Genomic DNA, 19852 nt, shown 5'->3' on the forward strand with positions numbered 1-19852 from the left:
CTGATGCCATGTTCGTTGGAGCCCTCGAGCTCGACATCCTGCTCGGTGACGTTCATTCGCTGAAGCAGAAGCGATCCGTGGTGAAACCGGTGCTCGCCGAGGTGCGCAAGCGCTTCGACGTCTCGGTGGCCGAAGCGGGCCACCTCGACCTGCACCGGCGCACCCTGATCGGCGCCGCCGTCGTCGCGGCGGACGGCGCACACGTCCGGGACGTGCTCGACAGCTGCGAGCGGTTCATCGCGAGCAGGCCCGAGTTCGAGCTGCTCTCCGCGCATCGCAGGCTCATCGGTCCGGACGACTAGAACCAGTTTTTCGCCTGAGAAAGGAGTGCGTCGTGGCCGACCCGGCACGCGCGCGCAAGCTCGCCAAGCGGATCTCGCAGATCGTCGCGTCCGCGATCGAGCATGACATCAAGGACCCGCGCCTCGATCACGTGACGATCACCGACACGAAGATCACCGCGGACCTGCACGATGCGACCGTCTACTACACCGTGCTCGGTGAGCGGCTCGACTCCGTGCCCGACCTCGCGGGCGCGGCCGCCGCGCTCGAGGCGGCCCGTGGTGTGCTGCGCACCAAGGTCGGGCAGGGCACCGGCGTTCGCTACACGCCGACGCTGGCGTTCGTCACCGACAACATCCCCGAGGACGCCAAGCGGATCGAGGACCTGCTGGCCAAGGCTCGCGAGGCCGACGCCGAGGTCGCCAGGCTCGCCGCCGAGGCCCAGCACGCGGGCGAGGCCGACCCGTACAAGGCGCCTCGCGAGGACAACGACGACGAGCTCGCCGAGTCCGAGGAAAGCCGTAACTGACAAGGGTTTGTCCCGCCGGGGTCTGCTGCTCGGCGGCGCGGCGCTGCTGATGACCGGCAGCGCCTGCACCGCCGCGCCGCAGGCACCCGAGCCGGGGCCGCCCGCCGAGCCGCCGCCGTCGACACCTGCTCCGCTCACCGCTCCCGTGGTGGTGGAGCGGGTGCGTTCGGCGGCTCGGGGCATCGACGTGAACCTGGTGCTGATCACCCCTGAAGGCGTTCCTGCCGCGGATTTGCCGGTGTGCCTGGCCTTGCACGGCCGTGGCGCCAACGCTCGCGTGTTCCTCGACCTCGGCCTGCCCGCGGTGTTGACCGAAGCGGTGCGGTCCGGGATGAAGCCGTTCGCCGTCGCCGCGGTCGACGGCGACCACTACTGGGTGCGCACGACCTCCGACGACGATCCACAAAGGATGCTCCGCGAAGAAGTGCCCGGCTGGGTCACACATCGCGACCTGCGCGAGCCGTCCGCCGCGTTCGGGATCTCGATGGGCGCGTTCGGCGCGCTGCGCTACGCCCGTGATCACCCGAACCTGAAAGCCGTCGCCGCGTGCAGTGCGGCGTTGTTCGTCAGCTGGCCGGATGCCAAGTCCCGCAAGGTTTTCCGCGACCAGGCGCAGTGGGAGTCCGAGGAGCCGTTGCGGCACACGGACGAGCTGCGCGACCGGCCGATCGGGCTGTGGTGCGGCGACTCCGACCCGTTCGTCGCGGCCGACCGCAAGTTCTCCCAGGCGGCCAAGCCGGAGGTCTCCGAGTTCTCGCCGGGCTCCCACAACGATGCCTACTGGAAGCGCGTCTTGCCGGACATCGTCAAGTTCGTCGGCTCGCGGGTCACTTAGCCCGGAAGCCGTCCAGCAGGAATGTCAGATGCCTGCGCCAGTCGGGGATGTTCGACGCCGCGGCGATCGCGGTGAGCAGGTCGCCCGCTTCGGCGTCCGGCCGCAGTTGACCGGAATCGTGCGCCCTGCCGACGAGATCGAGGACCATCTCCCAGATCGCGGCCTTCGCCTTGTCGATCGCGGGCGCCGTGATCGCGCCGGCGCAGAGCTCGGCGAAGCCACGGTCGGTCGACTGCCGATCGCAGCTCAGCTCGATGAAGTGGACGAGCCCGGCCCACGGATCGTCGAACGCCAGCGCCTGGGTGGCGATCTCCAGCGCCTCGTCGAGCTGTGGCATGAACGCCGCCTCGATCAGATTCACGCGCGCGGGGAAGCGGTTGTAGAGCGTGCCGATGGCGACCCCGGCCCGGCGCGCGATCTCCTCCAGCGGCGCTTCGAGCCCCTTGCCGCCGAACACCTCGCGTGCGGCCGCGACCAGCAGGTCACGGTTGCGTTGCGCGTCTCGGCGGAGCGGGCGGTCCATGTCGTCCAGTATAAGTAAGTTGAAGGTCTCCTCAAGTTGAGGTAGCGTGGCAAATATGAGGGTCTCCTCAACTTATCGCTCTGGAGGGAATTCATGAAGACGCTCGCGATTTTCGGCGCGGGACCCGGTCTGGGCATCTCGACGGCACGCCGCTTCGGCAAGGAGGGCTACCGGGTGGCACTGGTGTCCCGCAACGCCGGCCGCCTGAAGTCCTTTGTGGACGAACTGGCCGCCGAAGGCGTCAAGGCCGAGGCGTTCACCGCCGACCTGGCGGACATCGGCGGGCACGCGGCGCTCGTCGAGGCCATCGGCGACATCGACGTCGCGGTGATCAACGGCTACCTGGGAATCGAAAGTGTCCGCCCGGCGCTTGAGATCGAGGTCGACTCATTGCGTCTCGCGTTGGAGGGAGCCACGCTCGCTCCGCTTTCGCTGACCAATCTGCTCTTGCCGCGCCTGCTGGAGCAGGGCGACGGCGGCCTGCTTTACGGCTTGGGCCTGTCCTCGAAGGACCCGATCCCGCAGCTCGCGATGTACGGCGCCGCGCAGGCTTCACTGCGCAACTACGTGCACAATCTCCACGGCGTGGTGGCGGACAAGGGAATCTACGCCGGCGCGCTCACGATCGGCGTGCTGATCGAACGCAGCGACGCCCAGGTGATGTTCGACTCGATGCCCGAAGCCGGGCTGGGCCTGCAGCCGCCACGGGCCGAGCCGAACGAGCTCGCCGAGCTGTACTGGGACCTCTACACCCGCCGTGACCGCGCCGAAGAGGTCGTCGGCCAGTTCTAGAGTAATCCGGCTACTCACTGCACGAGCCGGGATTCTTCCTAGCGTTTCTGCCCACCGGACGCGACTTGGAGGGCACATGAAACGCATCGTCTCGGTGATCGTCGCGCTCGTGGTGGGCATCGCCGGACTCTCGGTCCCGGCGCACGCGGTGGCGGCGAACCAGCTGGTCAACGCCCGCTACGGCGAGTGTCTCTCGCTGGCGAGCAGCCCGGGGGTGAACGGGACCCAGCTCGGCCACTACGCGTGTGACGGCGCGAGTGACCAGTTCTGGTTCCTCGACCCGTCGGGGACCGTGTCGATCTTCGGCAGCGTCTACTCGGCGTTCCGCCTGCGCAACCTCGCCAGCGGGATGTGCGCCGACGTCGCCGGCAACGGCACGATACTGGTGCAGCACTATTGCAACAGCCTTGACCAGCAACGATTTCGTGCGGCTGTGGTCCTACAACCAGACCGACGCCCAGCAGTGGTTCATCGCCTGACGTAAGTAAGGGTCCTGGCGTAAGAGCTGAACCCGAGGTTCTCGTACAACGGCGCTGCCGCGGCGGCTTTGGCGAGGCCACGCACCGGATACACGATGGCCTGGTCCGCGCCCGCGTCCCGCACCGCACCCAGCGCGGCGAGACACACCGCGCGGGCCAGGCCCCGCCGCCGGAACCGGGGATCGGCACCGACCGGCTCGATCAGCCCGACCCGGTTCCGTCCGTCCAGCCAGATCAGGCAACTGGCCACGAAGGTCCCGTCCTCGGCCTCGGCGGCCCAGTCCAAAGTGGACCGATAAGGCCAGGTCTCCATGGCGGCACGGTAGCTGTCTTCGGTGACCCTCGACGGTTCCCAAGCCGCATGATGCACGGCCACCCGTCGTGAGAGATCCCCCGGCTCGATATGCCGGACACGAAAGCCTTGCGGGACAACGGGTTCCGGCAGATCGTGCAACGAGCGGCGCATGTAGTCGTTGTGCACGGTGGAGTCACCGAGCCGGTACCCTTGGCGTTCGAGCGCGGCCCTGAGGTGGGTTTCCTTGTCCAACAGGGTAATGCTGCGTTCGTCCGTCTCGGCGACGGTGTCGAACCAGCGCAGGACCTCGTCGGCCAATTCCGGCCGCGCGGGGTCGACGAGGAAGTGCAGTCCGCCCGGCAGGAACGTCCAGCCCCAGGCGACGACCTGCCCGCCGTCCTCCCAGATCGCGGTCGGCCATTCGGCCTCGCGCCCGCCGATGTGCGTCCGTTCCCAAGCCTGGTCGCCGATGTGGCAGTACGTGCCCAGCGTCCAGACCCGCTCGGTGAGCGACTGCATCGCCCGCAGATCCTCGGGCCCGGCGTACCGGCGCATGGTGATCACCCGCCCGAGCATTCCGGAGCCGACAGCCCGCCCGCCACTCATTTACCCTACCCGGGGTCGTGAGCGTTGCGGGCGGTTAGAACCGCCCGCAACGCTCACGAGGGTTTCGAAGCGACCACGAGGTCGCGCACGATCGCCTGGTCCACGCGATGCGCGAACTCTTCGTAGGCCCCGCCTTCACGGACTTCGAGGCCGGCGCGCTTGAGGATGTCGACCAGGTCCGCGCGCGGGCAGACGTTGGTGTTCCACGAAATGCCCAAGGCGCCGCCAGGACGGAGCACCCGCGACCACACCGGCACGGCGGCGGCCAGCAGGTCGTGCGGGCTGCGGGCCAGGCCGGCGTCGCGGTGGCTGCCGTGCTGGACGCCGTACGGGGCGTCGGTGATGATCAGGTCGACCGAACGGGCGCGCAGCAGCTCGTCGGTCGTGAGGGTGTCGGCGTTGAAGTACGTGATCTTGCGGGTGTCGCCCGCCTTGTACTGCTCTTTCGTCAGGCCGAACTCGAGGTCGAGGCGACGGCCGAGGCGCACCTTGTTGCGGCGGACCTGGCCGGACTCGGCGGTGTGCTTGACCCGCTTGGTGCGCAGCCACGTCTTGATGAACATCTCGTAGGCGTCGAAGTCCTTGCCGTCGACGTCGAGACCGTAGGCGTGGCAGCCGTACATCATCGCCTGGTTCAGCGTGGTGCCGCGCCCGCACAGCGGGTCGAGCACGTACAGCGGCTCGCCGAAGACGGGCTTGGCGCCCGCGAGCAGCGTGACGTTGAACAGCAGCTTCGTGAACAGCTCGTTCGTCTTGCCGGGGTACTTCTGGATGGTCAGCAGGTCCGAGTCGAAGGCGGCGGCCGGGTCGACCGTCACCGGCTTCAACACGCCGTCGCCGCGCTCGAACAGCGCGTACAGCGAGGACAGGTTGGACAGCAGCGCCAGGTCGGTCGCCGTCAGCGGTGCTTCGCTGCCGAAGGTCACGTAGCTGACGCCACCGATCCGGTCTTCGCCGATCTCGCCGAGCGGGGAGCTCAACGCGGCGCCGAACACGGCCAGTTCGGCGCGCAACAGCGCGGGGGAGGAGTCGGTGTACACCCGATTGGCCGACGGATACACCAGGATCGCGTACTCAGGCATCCTGGAGAGCGTAGCGTGACCGACCGTGACAGCGTCTTTGGAGCACGACATCCGGCAAGCCGCCGCCCTGCTGACCTCCGCGACCGACGTGACCCTGCTCGGGCACGTGCGTCCCGACGCCGACGCACTCGGCAGCGCGCTCGCGCTGGGCCGGGTGCTCGGCAAACGCGGCGCGACCGTGCGCGTGTCCTTCGGGACCGGCGGCGGCGAGTGGGTGCCGCCCGAGACGCTGCGCGGGCTCGACGCCGACGGCCTGCTCGTGCGCCCCGATGAGCTGCCCGAGACCGAGCCGCTGCTCATCGGCCTCGACACGCCGACGCTCGGGCGGCTGGGTTCGCTCGGCGGCCGGGTCGCGAAGGCGAAGGAGTCGGGCGGGCAGGTGCTCGTCGTCGACCATCACGCGTCCAACCAGTTCTACGGCACCCACCACGTGGTCGACGAGACCGCCGAGGCGACGGCCGTGCTGGTGCTGCAGCTGATCGACGCGCTCGGCGACGAGCTCGACGAGCCGACCGCGCGCTGCCTCTACGCCGGGCTGGTCACCGACACCGGCGGCTTCCGGCGCGCCCGCCCGGCCACGCACGCGATGGCCGCCCGGCTGCTCGAAGCCGGCGTCCAGCCGATGGCGCTGACCAGGGAGATCGTCGACTCGCACCCGTTCACGTACCTGCCGATGCTCGCGACTGTACTGGCTGGCGCCCGGCTCGAGCCGCGAAGCGCGCAAGGCCTCGGCCTGGTGCACGCGGTCGTCACGGCCGAGACGGCGGCGACCGTGCGGTCCGAAGAGGTCGAGTCCGTCATCGACGTCGTCCGGTCCACTCGCGACGCCGAGGTCGCCGTCGTGCTCAAGGAGGGCGCGCCGGGGGAGTGGCAGGTCTCGCTGCGCGCGATGGGCAAGATCGACGTCTCGCTGGCCGCGCGCGAACTCGGCGGCGGCGGGCACCGGCTGGCCGCCGGATGCACCGTCCACGGCACCGCCGAGCACGCGCTCGGCCTGCTGCGCGACGCGCTCGACCGCGCCCCGAGGCTCTGACGGGGTCGTGAGTGGTATCGCCGGTTAGAACCGGCCATACCACTCACGACCAAGCTCAGTCGTTGGGCGGTTTCGGCGCGAAGACGCTGAACACTCCGCCCTGCGGGTCGCGCAGCTGGGCCATCGGGCCGATCGGGGTGTCGAACGGTCCAGTGAGGACGGTGCCGCCGAGTGCGGTGACCTGCTCGGCGGTCTCGCCCGCGTCGGCCACCGCGAAGTAGACGTGCCAGTGGTTCGGGGTGCCCGGCACCCGCGGCTTCACCGTGCCCGCGATGCGTTCCCCGTCGACCACGAGCGCGACGTACGGGGTGCCGCCGCCGAGGTCGCGCGCGTCCCAGTGGGTGCCGAAAACCTGGTCGTAGAAGGAAAGCGCGGCTTCGTCGTCGGTGATCAGCTCGTTCCAGATCAGCGCGCCCGGCTCGTTGACGAGCGTCGCGCCGATGTGCTCCTTGGCCTGCCAGAGGCCGACGGGCGCGCCGCCGGGATCGATGGCGAAGCACATCCGGCCCGCGTCCATGATGTCGAACGGCGGCATCATCAGCTTGCCGCCCGCGGTCTCGACGCGCGCGGCCGCCGCGTCGACGTCGTCGACCGCGAGGTAGGTGTTCCACATCGGCGGCAGGCCGGGCTGTGACTGCGCGGAGATGGCGGCGACGACCCCGTCGTTCTTGGCGGCCATCGAGTAGACGGCGCCGTCCGGCGTCTTCTGGTCGTCGAACTCCCAGCCGAACAGCCCGCCGTAGAACGACTTGGCCGCGGCCTGGTCGGTGGTCTGCAGGTCGACCCAGCTCGGGGTGCCCTGCAGGTAGGCAGCGTGGTGCGGCATGACGTTTCCTCTCTCAGGCAGTGCGGCCGGTGAACGCGATGAGGCGTTCGAGACCGGTCGCGTCTTCGGGCGCGGCCACCTCGGGACCGAAGCGGCCCGCGCGCATCGGGGGAATGACGACCTGCCGCGCCTGCTCGAGCACGTACGAGCAGAGCTGATCGCTCACGTCGAGCGTGCGGCCGAGCGCGACCTCCACGTCCCAGGCGTGCACGAGCAGTTCGAGCGACATGATGGCCGCGGTCAGCGCGGCGTCGCGTTCGACGGGACCGGCCTGGACGACACCGTCGAGCCCGCGGGCTCGCCAGGCGTCGATCGCGTGCCGCCCGGAGGCGGCGACCCTGGCCTCGTGCGTGCCGTCGGCGGGTGTCTCCAGCGGCTTGCCCGCTATCGCGCTGAGGCTGGACAGTGAGCCGAGCAGGTGCTCGACGACCTGGTCGACGTTGAAATCGGCGCAGGGCGTCTGCCGGGTGCCGTCGTCGGGGCCGAGCCGGTGCAGCGTCGCGACGCAGATCTTCAGCGTGGCTTCGGCGGCGGCCAGTTGATCGGTCACGGGGCCTTCGGACATCGGGGGAATCTCCCTCACTCCGGGTTACTTTAGTGACGACTAAAATAGCTCGTCCGCCGGATTGAGGCAAGCTTTAGCCGTCGCTAAACTCACCCGTATGGACGCATTGGCCGTGGTCGCCGAACCCCGCCGCCGCGCGATCCTGCGGCTGGTCTGGGACGCCGAGCGGTCAGCGGGCGAGGTCGCGGAGCACTTCGACGTCACCTTCGGTGCGGTTTCGCAGCATCTCGGGGTGTTGCGCAAGGCCGGACTCGTCAGCGTCCGCAAGGATGGGACGCGCCGGTTCTACCGGGCCAACCGTGAAGCGCTGGGCCCGCTGGTGCACTGGCTGGAGCAGATGTGGGCCACCGAGCTCGACCGGCTCGCCGAGCTGGCCGAAGCGGCCGAGCGTGAGGAGACGGCGTGACGCCGGAGGTGGTGGTCGAACGGCGTATCAACGCCTCGCAAGCCACGGTCTTCTCGTTCTTCACCGACAGCGCGCGCTGGCTGTCCTGGATGGGCGTCGAAGCCGAGCTCGACCCGCGACCCGGCGGCGTCTTCCGCATGCTCGTGCGCGGCGACGACATGGCGGCCGGCGAGTTCGTGATCGTCGAGCCGCACAGTCACATCGTCTTCACCTGGGGCTGGGAGGCCGAGGGCAGCCCGGTGCCGCCGGGCAGCAGCACCGTCGACATCACGTTGGAAGCCGACGGCGCCGCCACGAACCTGCGCCTGCGTCACCGCGGGCTGCCGGTCGAGATGTTCGCCGAGCACGGCAAGGGCTGGAACCACTACCTCGACCGGCTCGTCGTCCGCGGCGACGGCCGCGATCCGGGAACCGACGAGGGTTACCCCGCCTAGCTCACTCGGCGAGGGAGGCGAACCACTTCGTCCAGCGCTCGTTGACCGCGTCGAAATCGCCGAAGTCGTACGTGGTCAGCACGGCCAGGCAGTGACCGCCCGGCTTGGGCGCGTCGGCGACGATCAGCAGGCCGATCGAGTCCACGACGAGCGCGATCTGGAGCTCGCTGCGGGCATAGACCTCACCGGCGAAGGTGTCACCGGTCGCCAGCGTCACGGTGTACGCGCCGTCGATGCCTGCCACGCCGAGCTTCGCCCGCAGTGAGTCGCCGGGCACGGGCCCGTGCAGGAACACCGTCTGCCGCTCGGCGAGACCGTGGCGCTCCATGCCGAACCGCAGCTGCACCAGGAAGGTCCGCCAGCCCTCGGTGATGTCGTCGTAGTAGGCCTCCCACTCCGGGTTCGCGCCGCGCGGGCCGCGGGTGAGCCGGACGACCGTGCCACCGTCCGCGGAATGCAGGCTGAATCTGTCGCCGCCCGTCTCCAGCACGTGGTTCTCGGCGTCTTCGGTCACCTCGTCGACGTAGATCATCTGGATCTCGGCATCGAGGCTGTCGAGGTGCCAGCCGTGCCAGCGGCGGATGAGCTCCGGATCCCGCATCGCGCGCCAGACCTCGTCGGCCGGCGCGGCGATGGTGACCTCGATCTTGAGCGGTTCTTCGGTCATGACTTGCTCCCTGCTGAGGAAAACGGTGCGGGATATCCGGCACCGACCAGGCGGTACGGCTTGCCGTCGGGGGTGTCGAACGCGGCGACGACGTCGGCGATCGCGCCGGCGAGCGCCTCGGTGAAACGGTGCACGTCGGCCGGGGCCTCGAAGCGGACCTCGGTCTCCAGCGTGAAAGTGAGCAGACGGCGGCCGTCGCGCTCGGCGGCGGACTGCATGCGGGCGACGTCGCGGACGGTCGCGGACGCGGTGTCGAGCAGATGCTCCGCGGCGTGCTTGTCGCCGTCGACCGGACCCGGCGGGCGGCCGAGCACGTCGGGGTCCACTACGTAGGAATCGGCTGTGGCACGCAACACACGCTCGATGAAGCCGCGGCGCCTGCGTTCCTCGACGAGTTCGACCAGCCCGGCTTCCTCAAGCTGCTTGAGGTGATAACCGAGCCGCTGCCGGGGCATCTCCAGCTCCGCTGCCAGCTCGGATGCCGACGCCGGGGTGCGCAACCGGGTCAGCAGGCGCAGCCGCAACGGCGACAGCGCGCGGCGGAGTTGCTCCGGCTCTTCGAGCAGGTCGTGCGACGTCATGGCACCACGATCCTCTTGACAGTTTATTCTGTCAAATCGCTCGATGATCTTGTCGGACCTGCGAGTTAAGGTTCAGCACGTGGAGAACTCGACCGATGAGCGGGTGCCTGCTCGCAAGGTGCTCGGACTCGCCGTACCCGCGCTCGGCGTGCTGGCGGCGGAGCCGCTGTACGTACTGGTGGACACGGCGGTGGTCGGGCATCTCGGCGCGCTGCCGCTGGCGGGGCTGGCGCTCGGTGGCGTGCTGCTTTCCCAGATTTCGGGACAGCTGACCTTCCTGTCCTACGGCACGACTTCGCGCACCTCGCGGCTGCACGGCGCGGGCAGGCGCGCGGAAGCGGTGGGGGAGGGCGTCCAGGCCACGTGGCTCGCGCTCGTGGTCGGCGTGCTCGTGCTCATCGTGGGGCAGCTGCTGGCGTATCCGGTCGCACGTGGGCTCTCCGGCAGCGACGAGATCGCCGACGCGGCCGTGTCGTGGCTGCGGATCGCGTTGTTCGGCGCGCCGCTGATCCTGGTGACCATGGCGGGCAACGGCTGGATGCGCGGCGTACAGGACACCGCCCGTCCGCTGCGTTTCGTGTTGGCTGGCAACGCCATTTCCGCCGTGCTGTGCCCGGTGCTCGTCTACGGGCTGGACTGGGGACTCGAAGGCTCGGCGATCGCGAACGTCGTCGCGCAGGTGATCTCGGCGTCGATGTTCCTCGCCGCGCTGGTGCGAGAGCAGGTTCCGCTGCGGCCCGATTTCAAGCTCATGCGCGCGCAGCTCGGCCTCGGCCGGGACCTCGTGTTGCGGAGCCTCGCTTTCCAGGCGTGCTTCATTTCCGCGGCGGCCGTCGCTTCGCGGACGTCGACGGAAGCCGTTGGCGCACACCAGGTCGTGCTGCAGCTGTGGACGTTTTTGGCGCTGGTGCTCGATTCCGTGGCCATCGCCGCGCAGTCGCTGATCGGCGCGGCGCTCGGCGCGGGCTCCAGCAGGCAGGCCAAAGGCGTCGCCACCCAGATCACCCGGTACGGCCTGGCGCTCGGCTGCGTGCTGCTCGTCGTGTTCGCCGCGCTCACGCCGGTGCTGCCGAACGTGTTCACCTCCGACGCGGCCGTGCTCGCCGAGATCCCGCACGCCTGGTGGTTCTTCGTTGCGCTGCAACCGATCGCGGGCGTCGTGTTCGCGCTCGACGGTGTCCTGCTCGGCGCCGGCGACGCGGCGTTCCTTCGCAACGCGACGCTCGGCAGCGCCGCGCTCGGGTTCCTCCCGTTGATCTGGCTGTCGCTGGCGTTCGACTGGGGGCTGACCGGCATCTGGACGGGGCTCACGCTGTTCATGCTGCTCCGGCTGGTGTCGCTGCTCTGGCGCTGGCGGTCGGGGCACTGGGCGGTCGTCGGGGCGGTCCGGACCAATTGACCCTTCCGTATTCGCGGTCGCCCGGGTTAACCTGAAACGCGAGGGCGCCTCCTCACAGTGTTGGTTTTCACTATGGAGGTGCCTTTTTCGTGAGTACGAAGATTCGGCAACGTCGCCGAGCCGGTGTGGTCCTGCTGATCGCGTCGCTACTGGCGCTGACGGGTTTCGGTGGCGTCGCCGCCGCTGAAGCCGACTACACCCAAAGCGTCGCGAGCCTCAACGCGACGCAGGCTCAGATCTCGTTCACTCCGACCACGCCCGCGCTCTACGTCGACGTGCACTACCTCGTCAACGGCTCGGGGCAGCAGAACGTCAGGATGGTCAACGGCAGCGGCACGTGGCGGCACACCGTCGGCTCGCTGAGCACCGGAACCGTGCTGGACTACTGGTTCACCTACGAGAAGAACGGCCCGCAGTACGACAGCCCGCACTACTCGTACACCCACGGGAACAGCGCCTCGCAGGTGGCGACCCCGACGTTCAGCCCGCCGGGCGGCAGCTACACCTCTACCCAGTCGGTGACGATTTCGACCGCCACCGCGGGCTCGACCATCCGGTACACGGTGGACGGCTCGACGCCGACGGCCTCGTCTCCCCAGTACACCGGCCCGATCAGCGTCCCGTCGTCGCGGACGATCAACGCGATCGGCATCAAGGCGGGCTTCACCACCTCGGCCGTGGCCAGCGCGAGCTACACGATCGGCACCAGCGCGGGCTGCCCGACGCAGCCCGAGGTCCCGAACTTCGGGCCGAACGTGCGCATCTTCAACCCCGGCATGTCGGCCACCGCGATCCAGTCGCAGCTCGACGCCGACTTCAACCAGCAGAAGGACACGCTGACCGCGCAGTTCACCGAGCGCCGGTACGCGCACCTGTTCAAGCCCGGCACCTACAACGGCATCCACGACGACGTCGGCTACTACACCTCGGTGGCCGGGCTCGGCCAGAACCCTGGCGACGTGGTGATCAACGGTGACGTCACCGTCGACGCCTTCAACGAGTCCGACCACGGTGTGGCGCTGCAGAACTTCTGGCGCTCGACGGAGAACCTGGCGGTCGTGCCCAGCAGCGGCGCCACCCGCTGGGCGGTCGCGCAGGCCGCGCCGTTCCGCAGGATGGACATCCGCGGCGGTCTGAACCTCTTCCCGGCCAGCTACGGCTTCGCCTCCGGCGGCTACACGGCGGACTCGAAGGTCTCCGGCAAGACGGCGTCGATCTCGCAGCAGCAGTGGTACACCCGCGACAGCAACTACGGCAGCTGGGAGGGCGGCGTCTGGAACATGGTCTTCTCGGGCACGAACGGCGCGCCTGCCAACACCTTCCCGAACCCGCCGGAGACCACCCTCGGCACCACGCCGGTCTCGCGCGACGTCCCGTACCTCTACCTCGATGGCGCCGGCAAGTATCGGGTGTTCCTGCCTTCCTTGCGTACCAACGCTTCCGGCCCGTCCTGGGCCAACGGCAGCACCCCCGGCACCTCGCAGTCGATGAGCACGTTCTACGTCGTCAAGCCCGGCGACAGCGCGTCGACCATCAACACGGCGCTGTCCCAGGGCTGCAACCTGTTCTTCACGCCGGGCGTCTACCACCTCAACCAGACGCTCAACGTGACCAAGGCGAACACGACCATCCTCGGCATCGGCTACCCGACACTGGTGCCCGACAACGGCGTCAACGCCATGCAGGTCGCCGACGTCGACGGCGTGCGGCTGAAGGGCCTGCTCTTCGACGCGGGCACGACCAACTCCCAGTCACTGCTCACGGTCGGCCCGTCCGGCTCGTCGGCGGGGCACTCCGGCAACCCGACCTCGTTGCAGGACGTGTTCTTCCGCATCGGCGGGCAGTTCGCGGGCAAGGCGACCAACAGCCTGATCGTCAACAGCAACGACGTGCTCATCGATCACATCTGGGCCTGGCGCGCCGATCACGGCAGTGGCGTCGGCTGGACCTCGAACACGGCCGACACGGGCTTGATCGTCAACGGCAACAACGTGCTCGCGACCGGGCTGTTCGTCGAGCACTACCAGAAGTACCAGGTGATCTGGAACGGCCAGAACGGCCGGACGATCTTCTTCCAGAACGAGATCCCTTACGACGTCCCGAACCAGGCCTCGTGGATGGCCCCGAACGGCCGCAACGGCTACGCGGCCTACAAGGTCGGCGACAACGTGACCTCGCATGAGGCATGGGGCCTGGGCAGTTACTGCTTCTTCGACACCAACCCGGCCGTGAACCTCTACCACGCCTTCGAAGTGCCGAACCGCAGCGGCGTCCGCTTCCACAACCTGCTCACGGTTTCCTTGAACTACAAGGGAACCATCACCCACGTCATCAACGACACCGGCGCTGTGACCCCCACGGGCACAGTCCCGGTCAACGTGGTGGCCTACCCCTAAAACCCGGGATAAAGCGGGCTTTACTCCCCGGAGTAAAGCCCGCTTTATCCCCGGGAGTAAAGCGGGCTTTATCGCGGGTCGCGCCGGGCGCGGCGCCGAACTTCGCGGACCTTGCGGTCGGTCACCCGGCGCACGAGCGGCGCGGCGAGCGGGCCGAGCCCGGCCAGCAAGGCCATCGAGCGGTCCGGGTAGACGGCGAAACGCTCACGCTCGATCGCGCGCACGATCTTCGCGGCGACCGCCGGCGCGGTCATCGGCTTGACCGCGCCGCTGATCGCCGCGGTCTCCGCGGGCTTGAACTCGTTCTCCTCGGCCAGCTGCGGGGTGTCGACGTCCGGCGGATACACGCAGCCGACGTGCACGCCGTGCGGCCGCAACTCCCCGCGCAGGCACTCCATCAGCCCGCGCACCGCGAACTTCGCCGGGCTGTACGCGGTGTAGCCGTAAATCCCGAGCAGCGCCGTCGCCGACGAGATCGCCACGATCGACCCGCGGCCTCGTTCGATCATCGACGGCGCGACCGCGCGAATCGGATAGAGCGTGCCGAAGTAGTCGACTTCGACCATTTGCCGGAAAACGGAATCTTCCAGCTCCAAGAAGTGTCCGGGCCGCGCCTGTCCCGCTGCGGTCACCAAGACATCGCAAGGATCCAAGGAACCCAAAGCGGCCGTGATGGCCCGCTGATCGGAAACGTCCACCGCGGCCGTTCGAACGTCTGGAGCGCCCGCGTCGCGCAAGGACGAAGCAGCCGCTTCCAACCTGACACTGTCGCGCGCGATCAACGTCACCGAGGCGCCGCGCTGGGCGAGCATGAACGCCGTCGCGAAGCCGATGCCACTGGATCCGCCGGTGATCACCGCGTGCGCTCCGCGCAGAGACGTCATAACATGAACGATATTCAGCTCAGCCGCGTGTGGGCAAAGACACGGCGATAACGGGTATGTTTCACCGTTGCTTAGGCGATACAAATATCGAGGCGGCAACGCGGGCGTCTCCCTCATGCCGTCTACCCCTTCAGGGAGGATCACCGTGCGCCGGGCCTGGCTCATCTGGATGACCGCCGCCGCCGTCTACCTGCTCGCCGTCTTCCACCGGACCTCGTTCGGTGTCGCCGGGCTGCAGGCCGCCGAACGCTTCGGCGTCGGGGCCGCCGCGCTCGGCATGTTCACCGTGCTGCAGGTCGGTGTCTACGCCGCGATGCAGATCCCGACCGGTGTGCTCGTCGACCGGTACGGCCCGCGCAAGATCCTCACCGCCGCGCTGCTGACGCTCGGGCTCGGCCAGATCCTGCTCGCGCTCGCCCACTCGTACGCGCTCGGCCTCGTCGCCCGCGGCGTGCTCGGCGTCGGCGACGCGCTCACCTTCGTCAGCGTGCTGCGCCTGGCCGCCGCGCACTTCCCCGGCCGCCAGTACGCGATCGTCACCGCGCTCACCGCCGCCATCGGCTACATCGGCAACCTCGCCGCGACCGTCCCGCTGAGCCTGCTGCTCGACGGTCCCGGCTGGACGCCGACGTTCCTCGTCGCGGGCATCGTCACGGTCGTCTACTCGACCGTGGTGGTCCTGCGCGTCAAGGATCTGCCCGAAGGCGTCACCGCGCCGGCGCCAGAACCGGTCCGTCCGCGTGAACTCGGCCGCCAGGTCCGCTCGGTCTGGCGTGAACCGGGCACCCGACTCGGTTTCTGGGTGCATTTCAGCACGATGTTCGCGCCCAACGTGCTCACCATGCTCTGGGGCGTCCCGTTTCTCGTGCAGGGACAAGGCTTCCCGACGTCGACGGCCAGCACCCTGCTGACCGTCTTCGTCTTCGGCTCGATGGCGGGCGGCCCGCTCACCGGCGCGATCATCGGCAAACACCCGTCACTGCGGATGCCGCTGGTCGGCGGCTACCTGGTCGGCGCGACCGCCATCTGGGCCGTGCTGCTGAGCTGGCCCGGTCAGGTCCCGCTCGCGCTGCTGGTGCCCGCGTTCGCGTTGCTCGCGCTCGGCGGCCCCGCCTCGATGATCGGCTTCGCACTCGCCCGCGACTACAACCCGCTGCACCGCGTCGGCACCGCGACCGGCGTCGTCAACGTCGGCGGGTTCGTCGCGACCACGGTCGCCGCGCTCGGCGTCGGTGTCCTGCTGGAACTGACCGGCGGCAACTTCCGCGTCGCGCTGCTGGTGCTCGTCGCCGTGCTCGCGCTCGGCTCGTTCCGGATGATCGTCTGGTGGCGCCGCACGCGTGCCCACCTCTTCGCAGCACAGGCACGCGGCGAAGAGCTCCCGGTCCGGATCACGCGCCGTCGCTGGGACTCCGGACCGCTGGCAGCGTAGGCCGGAACCGGAACGCCCGGAACACTTCCAGGTCTTGGAACACCACGTTGTGCGAGATGCCGGACGGCGTCACCGTGAAGATCTGCAAGGTGTGCAGGTGATACCGGCCGTCGTCGCCCAGGCAGTACGCGATGGTCGCCGGCTGCCCGTTCGCCGAGGTCGGCACCATCCGCCAGCCGGTGCCGCGCATGTCGTAAAGCCGCGCCATGAACCGCCCGTAGTCGGCCTTTCCGGAGTACCACAGCGGAACCGGCGGCATCTCCAAGACGGCGTCGTCGGTCAGCAACGCGACGAGCCCGTCGATGTCGGCCGCCTCGAACGACCGGATGTAGCGGTCGATCACCGCGCTCACGTCCTCGGGCTCCGAGACCGACGACTCGGCCGTGCCCGAGATCCCGGCCCGCGCCCGCTGCAACGCGCTGTTGACCGACGCGACCGAGGTGTCCAGCTGCGACGCCACCTCGGCCGCGCTGAACTCCAGCACGTCGCGCAGGATCAGCACCGCGCGCTGCTTCGGCGGCAGCAACTGCATCGCCGCGACGAGCGCCAGCCGCAGACTGCCCCGCCGCACGACCCGCGACGCCGGATCGTCGAGTCGCGCGTCGGGGAACGGCTGCAGCCACGGCACCTCGAAGTCGGGCACGAGCGGGCTGCCCGGATCGTCGGACGGACCGCCGAGCCCGGCGGGCAACGGCCGCCTGGCCCGGCCTTCTAACGCGGACAGGCACGCGTTGGTCGCGATCTTGTACAGCCACGTGCGCACCGACGCCCGTTGCGCGTCGTACCGCTCCCACGCCCGCCACGCCTTCAGCAGCGCCTCTTGGACGAGGTCTTCCGCCTCGTGCACCGACCCGAGCATGCGGTAGCAGTGCACCACCAGCTCGCGCCGGAACGGCTCGGCGTGTGTCGCGAAGTCCACCAGGCGTCCTCCTAGGCGGGGGTGTTCGAGTACGCGGCGACCAGCCACTGGCCGTCCTCCTTGGACAACACCCAGGTGGCGCGCCGTTCGCGCTCGGCGGGTACCTCGGTCTCGCCTGCCATGAGGATCCCAGCTTTGCTCACCACGATGGCCGTGTTTCCGATAATCCTGGTGTCCTGCGGCTCGTCGATCCCGCGCGAACCACGCAGCGGCCCGGCGAAACCCGCCTTCATGTGCGCGTGGACGGCGGCCTTGCCCTGGTGGAACACGCCGGGCATGGTCACGGTCGCGTCCTCGCGGTAGACCTCGGCGAACGCGTCGGCGTCGTTGTCGGCCCAAGCGGTGTAGATCCGGTCGAAGAGTGCCTTGATCTCGGTCATGGGAACCTCCTGCGTCGGTGGTCGGTCGCAGGGGTATACCGGCGGGCTCGGCGGAACTCATCGCTCTCGCGGAAAAAAGATTCGCGGGCGCTGAAAGACTGCTGGCATGACCGTCGAACTGGTGCCCGCGGGCGAGGCCGACAAGCCCGTGCTGGAGAACCTGCTCCAGTTCTATCTGTACGACTTCTCCGAGATCCGCGGTGAGCGGCTCACCCCGCACGGCACCTTCACCTATCACTACCTCGACTACTACTTCCTCGGTGACGACCGCGAGGCCTGGCTCATCACCGTCGACGGCGAACTCGCCGGATTCGCCTTCGTCCGCGGCGACCTCGCCGAAGACTGGAACGTCGGCGAGTTCTTCGTGCTGCGCAAGTTCCGCCGACAAGGGGTGGCGACCGAGGCGGCAAGGCTGCTCTTCACCACTCATCCCGGCGAGTGGACGCTGAGCTTCGACCACGACAACGCACCCGCCGTGGCCTTCTGGCCCGCCATCGCCCGTGCGGTCGCCAAGGGTCCCGTCGAAGTCGACGACGCATACGCCCACGAGTCCGGCGCGCCCAGTACCCGGCTCCGCTTCCACGTCGCCGACCTTTAAGGTTTCTGCGTGTCCCAGCCGAAAAAGCCACGCCGTCCCGCCCCGCCGCCCGGTCTCGTCATCGTCGACAAGCCCGCGGGCATGACCTCGCACGATGTCGTCGCCAGGGCGCGGCGGTTCATGGGCACCCGCAAGGTCGGCCACGCCGGCACGCTCGACCCGATGGCCACCGGCGTGCTGGTGCTCGGCATCGAACGCGCGACCAAGCTGCTCGGACACCTCGCGCTCGACCGCAAGACCTACCTCGCGACGCTTTCGCTCGGCTCCTCGACGACCACCGACGACGCCGAGGGCGAGGTGCTCACCACGGCCGACCCGGCCGGGGTCACCGACGAGGCGATCGCCGCCGGGATCGCCGAGCTGACCGGCGACATCATGCAGGCGCCCAGCGCGGTCAGCGCGGTCAAGATCGACGGCAAGCGCGCCTACGCGCGGGTCCGCGCCGGTGAGGACGTCGTGATCCCGCCGCGCCCGGTCACCGTCTACCGGTTCGACCTGCTCGCCACCCGCCGCGAGGAAGATCGCATCGAACTCGACGCGATCGTCGAATGCTCTTCGGGTACCTATGTGCGCGCGCTCGCGCGTGACCTCGGCGCCGCGCTCGGCGTCGGCGGTCACCTGCTCGCGTTGCGGCGCACGACGGTCGGCCCGTTCACCCTCGCCAAGGCGCGCACACTCGATCAGCTCGAGGAGAAGCCCGAGCTCTCCCTTGATCTAGATTCGGCTGTGGCGGCGGCGTTCCCGCGACGCGATCTCGACGCGGCGACCGCCAAAGCCGTCCAATATGGACAGAGGATCCCGGCGGCGGGCATCGACGGGACCTATGGCCTGTTCGGGCCGGACGGACGTGTCCTCGCTCTCGCTTCCGATGCCGAGGGCGTGGCCAAGTCGGTGGTAGTGCTCCTTCCGGCCTAGGGTGGGAACGTGTCGATGGGGAAGGCGGGCGAAGTGCAGCGTTGGCGTGGTTTGGGAGACCTCCCCAGTGGCTGGGGCCGGTGTGTCGTCACGATCGGGGTCTTCGACGGGGTCCACCGGGGACACCAGGTGCTGATCAACCGCACTGTCGAGGTCGCGGCCGAGCGCGGGCTGCCCGCCGTGGTCCTCACCTTCGACCCGCATCCGTCCGAGGTGATCAGGCCGGGCAGCCACCCGGCGCAGCTGACCACGCTGCGCCGCAAGGCCGAGCTGGTCGAGGGCCTGGGCGCCGACGTGTTCGCGGTGCTGCCGTTCACCTTGGAGCTGTCGAGGCTGAGCCCGCACGAGTTCGTGCACGAGGTGCTCGTCGACCGGCTGCACGCGGCCGCGGTGATCGTCGGCGAGAACTTCACCTTCGGCAACAAGGCCGCCGGTGACGTCGAACTGCTGCGCACGCTCGGCAAGCGCTTCGGGTTCACCGCGCAGGGCGCCGAGCTGCAGGGCCGGTCCGTCGCGGAAAGCGAGATCACCTTCTCGTCGACCTACGTGCGCTCCTGCATCGACGCGGGCGACGTCCAGGCCGCCGCCGAGGCGCTTGGGCGCCCGCACCGGCTCGAAGGCATCGTCGTCAAGGGCGACGGCCGCGGGCACGACCTCGGCTACCCGACGGCGAACCTGTCGACCCCGCGCTTCGCCGCGGTGCCCGCCGACGGCGTCTACAGCTGCTGGTTCACTCGATCGGCTGACCCCAGCCGCAGGCTGCCCGCCGCGGTGTCCGTCGGCACCAACCCGACCTTCTCGGGCCGGGAGCGCACGGTCGAGGCGTTCGTGCTCGACATCGACGAGGACTTCTACGGTCAGCACGTCGCGCTCGACTTCGTGGCGAAGCTGCGTGACCAGGTGAAATTCAGCTCCTCTGACGACCTGGTCAAGAAGATCGACGACGACGTGGTCCGCACACGCCAGGCGCTGGAACTGGGCGATTAGCCGGAAA

Annotated in this window: 24 protein-coding genes; 14 read left to right on the plus strand and 10 right to left on the minus strand. The window is 69.1% G+C overall.

The genetic code is table 11. The annotated features are described in order from the left end of the window. Positions 1-8: 8 nt before the first annotated feature. From AB5J62_RS11550 to AB5J62_RS11560, 3 genes are read left to right on the plus strand one after another with little or no spacing between them, the layout of a single operon-like run. Positions 9-302 (plus strand): DUF503 domain-containing protein, encoded by a 294-nt coding sequence (locus AB5J62_RS11550; RefSeq protein ID WP_091291059.1) that lies wholly within the window; start codon positions 9-11, stop codon positions 300-302. Positions 303-334: 32 nt separating this feature from the next. After that, positions 335-811, plus strand: a complete 477-nt coding sequence (gene rbfA / locus AB5J62_RS11555; protein WP_091291056.1) for a 30S ribosome-binding factor RbfA — start codon at positions 335-337, stop codon at positions 809-811. A gap of 7 nt (positions 812-818) precedes the next feature. Further along, entirely contained in the window at positions 819-1646 is an 828-nt protein-coding gene (locus tag AB5J62_RS11560) for an alpha/beta hydrolase (RefSeq protein ID WP_370948202.1), read from the plus strand. Here the strand turns inward: AB5J62_RS11560 and AB5J62_RS11565 are convergent. Then, a complete protein-coding gene (locus AB5J62_RS11565; protein ID WP_370948203.1) occupies positions 1639-2169 on the minus strand; it encodes a TetR/AcrR family transcriptional regulator in 531 nt (176 codons plus the stop codon). The genes AB5J62_RS11560 and AB5J62_RS11565 overlap by 8 nt on opposite strands. Positions 2170-2262: 93 nt before the next feature. Here AB5J62_RS11565 and AB5J62_RS11570 point away from each other — a divergent pair, with 93 nt between their 5' ends. Together AB5J62_RS11570 and AB5J62_RS11575 are read left to right on the plus strand one after the other, a co-directional pair. Beyond that, positions 2263-2961: an SDR family NAD(P)-dependent oxidoreductase gene (locus AB5J62_RS11570; RefSeq protein WP_370948204.1), complete on the plus strand. Its 699-nt coding sequence runs from the start codon at positions 2263-2265 to the stop codon at positions 2959-2961. Between the two features lie 76 nt (positions 2962-3037). Next, positions 3038-3445 (plus strand): RICIN domain-containing protein, encoded by a 408-nt coding sequence (locus AB5J62_RS11575; RefSeq protein WP_370948205.1) that lies wholly within the window; start codon positions 3038-3040, stop codon positions 3443-3445. On the opposite strand, the gene AB5J62_RS11580 is transcribed toward AB5J62_RS11575, so the two are convergent. Continuing rightward, positions 3430-4341: a GNAT family N-acetyltransferase gene (locus AB5J62_RS11580; RefSeq protein WP_370948206.1), complete on the minus strand. Its 912-nt coding sequence runs from the start codon at positions 4339-4341 to the stop codon at positions 3430-3432. The genes AB5J62_RS11575 and AB5J62_RS11580 overlap by 16 nt on opposite strands. A gap of 53 nt (positions 4342-4394) precedes the next feature. Then, complete coding sequence (locus AB5J62_RS11585) at positions 4395-5423, minus strand: TRM11 family methyltransferase (RefSeq protein WP_370948207.1); 1029 nt, start codon at positions 5421-5423, stop codon at positions 4395-4397. Positions 5424-5448: 25 nt separating this feature from the next. On the opposite strand from AB5J62_RS11585, the gene AB5J62_RS11590 reads away from it, so the two are divergent. Continuing rightward, on the plus strand, positions 5449-6456 hold the full coding sequence (locus AB5J62_RS11590) for a bifunctional oligoribonuclease/PAP phosphatase NrnA (RefSeq protein WP_370948208.1): 1008 nt from the start codon (positions 5449-5451) through the stop codon (positions 6454-6456). 55 nt (positions 6457-6511) lie between these two features. Here the strand turns inward: AB5J62_RS11590 and AB5J62_RS11595 are convergent, their stop codons facing one another. Next, the gene (locus AB5J62_RS11595) at positions 6512-7282 is read right to left on the minus strand and encodes a VOC family protein (RefSeq protein ID WP_370948209.1); all 771 of its coding nucleotides are present in this window, start codon (positions 7280-7282) and stop codon (positions 6512-6514) included. A gap of 13 nt (positions 7283-7295) precedes the next feature. Further along, positions 7296-7847 (minus strand): TIGR03086 family metal-binding protein, encoded by a 552-nt coding sequence (locus AB5J62_RS11600; RefSeq protein ID WP_370948210.1) that lies wholly within the window; start codon positions 7845-7847, stop codon positions 7296-7298. A gap of 97 nt (positions 7848-7944) precedes the next feature. Between AB5J62_RS11600 and AB5J62_RS11605 the strand changes: the two genes are divergently transcribed. Next, positions 7945-8253, plus strand: coding sequence for an ArsR/SmtB family transcription factor (locus AB5J62_RS11605; RefSeq protein WP_370948211.1), 309 nt, complete (start codon positions 7945-7947; stop codon positions 8251-8253). Next, a complete protein-coding gene (locus AB5J62_RS11610; RefSeq protein ID WP_370948212.1) occupies positions 8250-8687 on the plus strand; it encodes an SRPBCC domain-containing protein in 438 nt (145 codons plus the stop codon). Before AB5J62_RS11605 ends, AB5J62_RS11610 begins: the two co-directional genes overlap by 4 nt. Position 8688: 1 nt before the next feature. On the opposite strand, the gene AB5J62_RS11615 is transcribed toward AB5J62_RS11610, so the two are convergent. After that, a complete protein-coding gene (locus AB5J62_RS11615) occupies positions 8689-9354 on the minus strand; it encodes an SRPBCC domain-containing protein (protein ID WP_370948213.1) in 666 nt (221 codons plus the stop codon). Further along, positions 9351-9935: an ArsR/SmtB family transcription factor gene (locus tag AB5J62_RS11620; RefSeq protein ID WP_370948214.1), complete on the minus strand. Its 585-nt coding sequence runs from the start codon at positions 9933-9935 to the stop codon at positions 9351-9353. Before AB5J62_RS11620 ends, AB5J62_RS11615 begins: the two co-directional genes overlap by 4 nt. A gap of 79 nt (positions 9936-10014) precedes the next feature. On the opposite strand from AB5J62_RS11620, the gene AB5J62_RS11625 reads away from it, so the two are divergent. Both AB5J62_RS11625 and AB5J62_RS11630 read left to right on the plus strand, forming a co-directional pair. Further along, positions 10015-11334 (plus strand): MATE family efflux transporter, encoded by a 1320-nt coding sequence (locus AB5J62_RS11625; protein WP_370948215.1) that lies wholly within the window; start codon positions 10015-10017, stop codon positions 11332-11334. An 89-nt stretch (positions 11335-11423) separates the two neighbouring features. Beyond that, positions 11424-13730 carry a chitobiase/beta-hexosaminidase C-terminal domain-containing protein gene (locus AB5J62_RS11630; RefSeq protein ID WP_370948216.1) on the plus strand — a complete coding sequence of 769 codons (2307 nt, stop codon included), beginning with the start codon at positions 11424-11426 and terminating at the stop codon, positions 13728-13730. 68 nt (positions 13731-13798) lie between these two features. Here the strand turns inward: AB5J62_RS11630 and AB5J62_RS11635 are convergent, their stop codons facing one another. After that, positions 13799-14614 carry an SDR family oxidoreductase gene (locus AB5J62_RS11635; protein WP_370948217.1) on the minus strand — a complete coding sequence of 272 codons (816 nt, stop codon included), beginning with the start codon at positions 14612-14614 and terminating at the stop codon, positions 13799-13801. Positions 14615-14729: 115 nt separating this feature from the next. On the opposite strand from AB5J62_RS11635, the gene AB5J62_RS11640 reads away from it, so the two are divergent. After that, a complete protein-coding gene (locus tag AB5J62_RS11640; RefSeq protein WP_370948218.1) occupies positions 14730-16046 on the plus strand; it encodes a nitrate/nitrite transporter in 1317 nt (438 codons plus the stop codon). Here AB5J62_RS11640 and AB5J62_RS11645 read toward each other — a convergent pair. Both AB5J62_RS11645 and AB5J62_RS11650 read right to left on the minus strand, forming a co-directional pair. Continuing rightward, positions 16006-16968 (minus strand): sigma-70 family RNA polymerase sigma factor, encoded by a 963-nt coding sequence (locus AB5J62_RS11645; RefSeq protein ID WP_370950239.1) that lies wholly within the window; start codon positions 16966-16968, stop codon positions 16006-16008. The two genes, AB5J62_RS11640 and AB5J62_RS11645, sit on opposite strands and share 41 nt — an antisense overlap. Positions 16969-16976: 8 nt before the next feature. After that, positions 16977-17345, minus strand: coding sequence for an SgcJ/EcaC family oxidoreductase (locus AB5J62_RS11650; protein ID WP_370948219.1), 369 nt, complete (start codon positions 17343-17345; stop codon positions 16977-16979). Between the two features lie 106 nt (positions 17346-17451). Between AB5J62_RS11650 and AB5J62_RS11655 the strand changes: the two genes are divergently transcribed. Genes AB5J62_RS11655 through AB5J62_RS11665 form a run of 3 tightly spaced genes read left to right on the plus strand, consistent with a single transcriptional unit; the run spans position 17452 to position 19845 of the window. Further along, complete coding sequence (locus AB5J62_RS11655; RefSeq protein WP_370948220.1) at positions 17452-17943, plus strand: GNAT family N-acetyltransferase; 492 nt, start codon at positions 17452-17454, stop codon at positions 17941-17943. A 9-nt stretch (positions 17944-17952) separates the two neighbouring features. Further along, positions 17953-18858, plus strand: a complete 906-nt coding sequence (gene truB / locus AB5J62_RS11660; protein WP_370948221.1) for a tRNA pseudouridine(55) synthase TruB — start codon at positions 17953-17955, stop codon at positions 18856-18858. Positions 18859-18891: 33 nt separating this feature from the next. Further along, positions 18892-19845, plus strand: a complete 954-nt coding sequence (locus tag AB5J62_RS11665; protein WP_370950240.1) for a bifunctional riboflavin kinase/FAD synthetase — start codon at positions 18892-18894, stop codon at positions 19843-19845. Positions 19846-19852: the final 7 nt, after the last annotated feature.

The organism is Amycolatopsis sp. cg5, assembly GCF_041346955.1.
GTDB lineage: Bacteria > Actinomycetota > Actinomycetes > Mycobacteriales > Pseudonocardiaceae > Amycolatopsis.

Bases quoted from the DNA above. Each gene is read 5' to 3' on its own strand.
- AB5J62_RS11550 (WP_091291059.1), top strand. From the start codon at position 9: ATGTTCGTTGGAGCCCTCGAGCTCGACATCCTGCTCGGTGACGTTCAT.
- AB5J62_RS11565 (WP_370948203.1), bottom strand. From the start codon at position 2,169: ATGGACCGCCCGCTCCGCCGAGACGCGCAACGCAACCGTGACCTGCTG.
- AB5J62_RS11570 (WP_370948204.1), top strand. From the start codon at position 2,263: ATGAAGACGCTCGCGATTTTCGGCGCGGGACCCGGTCTGGGCATCTCG.
- AB5J62_RS11575 (WP_370948205.1), top strand. From the start codon at position 3,038: ATGAAACGCATCGTCTCGGTGATCGTCGCGCTCGTGGTGGGCATCGCC.
- AB5J62_RS11580 (WP_370948206.1), bottom strand. From the start codon at position 4,341: ATGAGTGGCGGGCGGGCTGTCGGCTCCGGAATGCTCGGGCGGGTGATC.
- AB5J62_RS11585 (WP_370948207.1), bottom strand. From the start codon at position 5,423: ATGCCTGAGTACGCGATCCTGGTGTATCCGTCGGCCAATCGGGTGTAC.
- AB5J62_RS11595 (WP_370948209.1), bottom strand. From the start codon at position 7,282: ATGCCGCACCACGCTGCCTACCTGCAGGGCACCCCGAGCTGGGTCGAC.
- AB5J62_RS11600 (WP_370948210.1), bottom strand. From the start codon at position 7,847: ATGTCCGAAGGCCCCGTGACCGATCAACTGGCCGCCGCCGAAGCCACG.
- AB5J62_RS11605 (WP_370948211.1), top strand. From the start codon at position 7,945: ATGGACGCATTGGCCGTGGTCGCCGAACCCCGCCGCCGCGCGATCCTG.
- AB5J62_RS11615 (WP_370948213.1), bottom strand. From the start codon at position 9,354: ATGACCGAAGAACCGCTCAAGATCGAGGTCACCATCGCCGCGCCGGCC.
- AB5J62_RS11620 (WP_370948214.1), bottom strand. From the start codon at position 9,935: ATGACGTCGCACGACCTGCTCGAAGAGCCGGAGCAACTCCGCCGCGCG.
- AB5J62_RS11635 (WP_370948217.1), bottom strand. From the start codon at position 14,614: ATGACGTCTCTGCGCGGAGCGCACGCGGTGATCACCGGCGGATCCAGT.
- AB5J62_RS11640 (WP_370948218.1), top strand. From the start codon at position 14,730: ATGCCGTCTACCCCTTCAGGGAGGATCACCGTGCGCCGGGCCTGGCTC.
- AB5J62_RS11650 (WP_370948219.1), bottom strand. From the start codon at position 17,345: ATGACCGAGATCAAGGCACTCTTCGACCGGATCTACACCGCTTGGGCC.
- AB5J62_RS11655 (WP_370948220.1), top strand. From the start codon at position 17,452: ATGACCGTCGAACTGGTGCCCGCGGGCGAGGCCGACAAGCCCGTGCTG.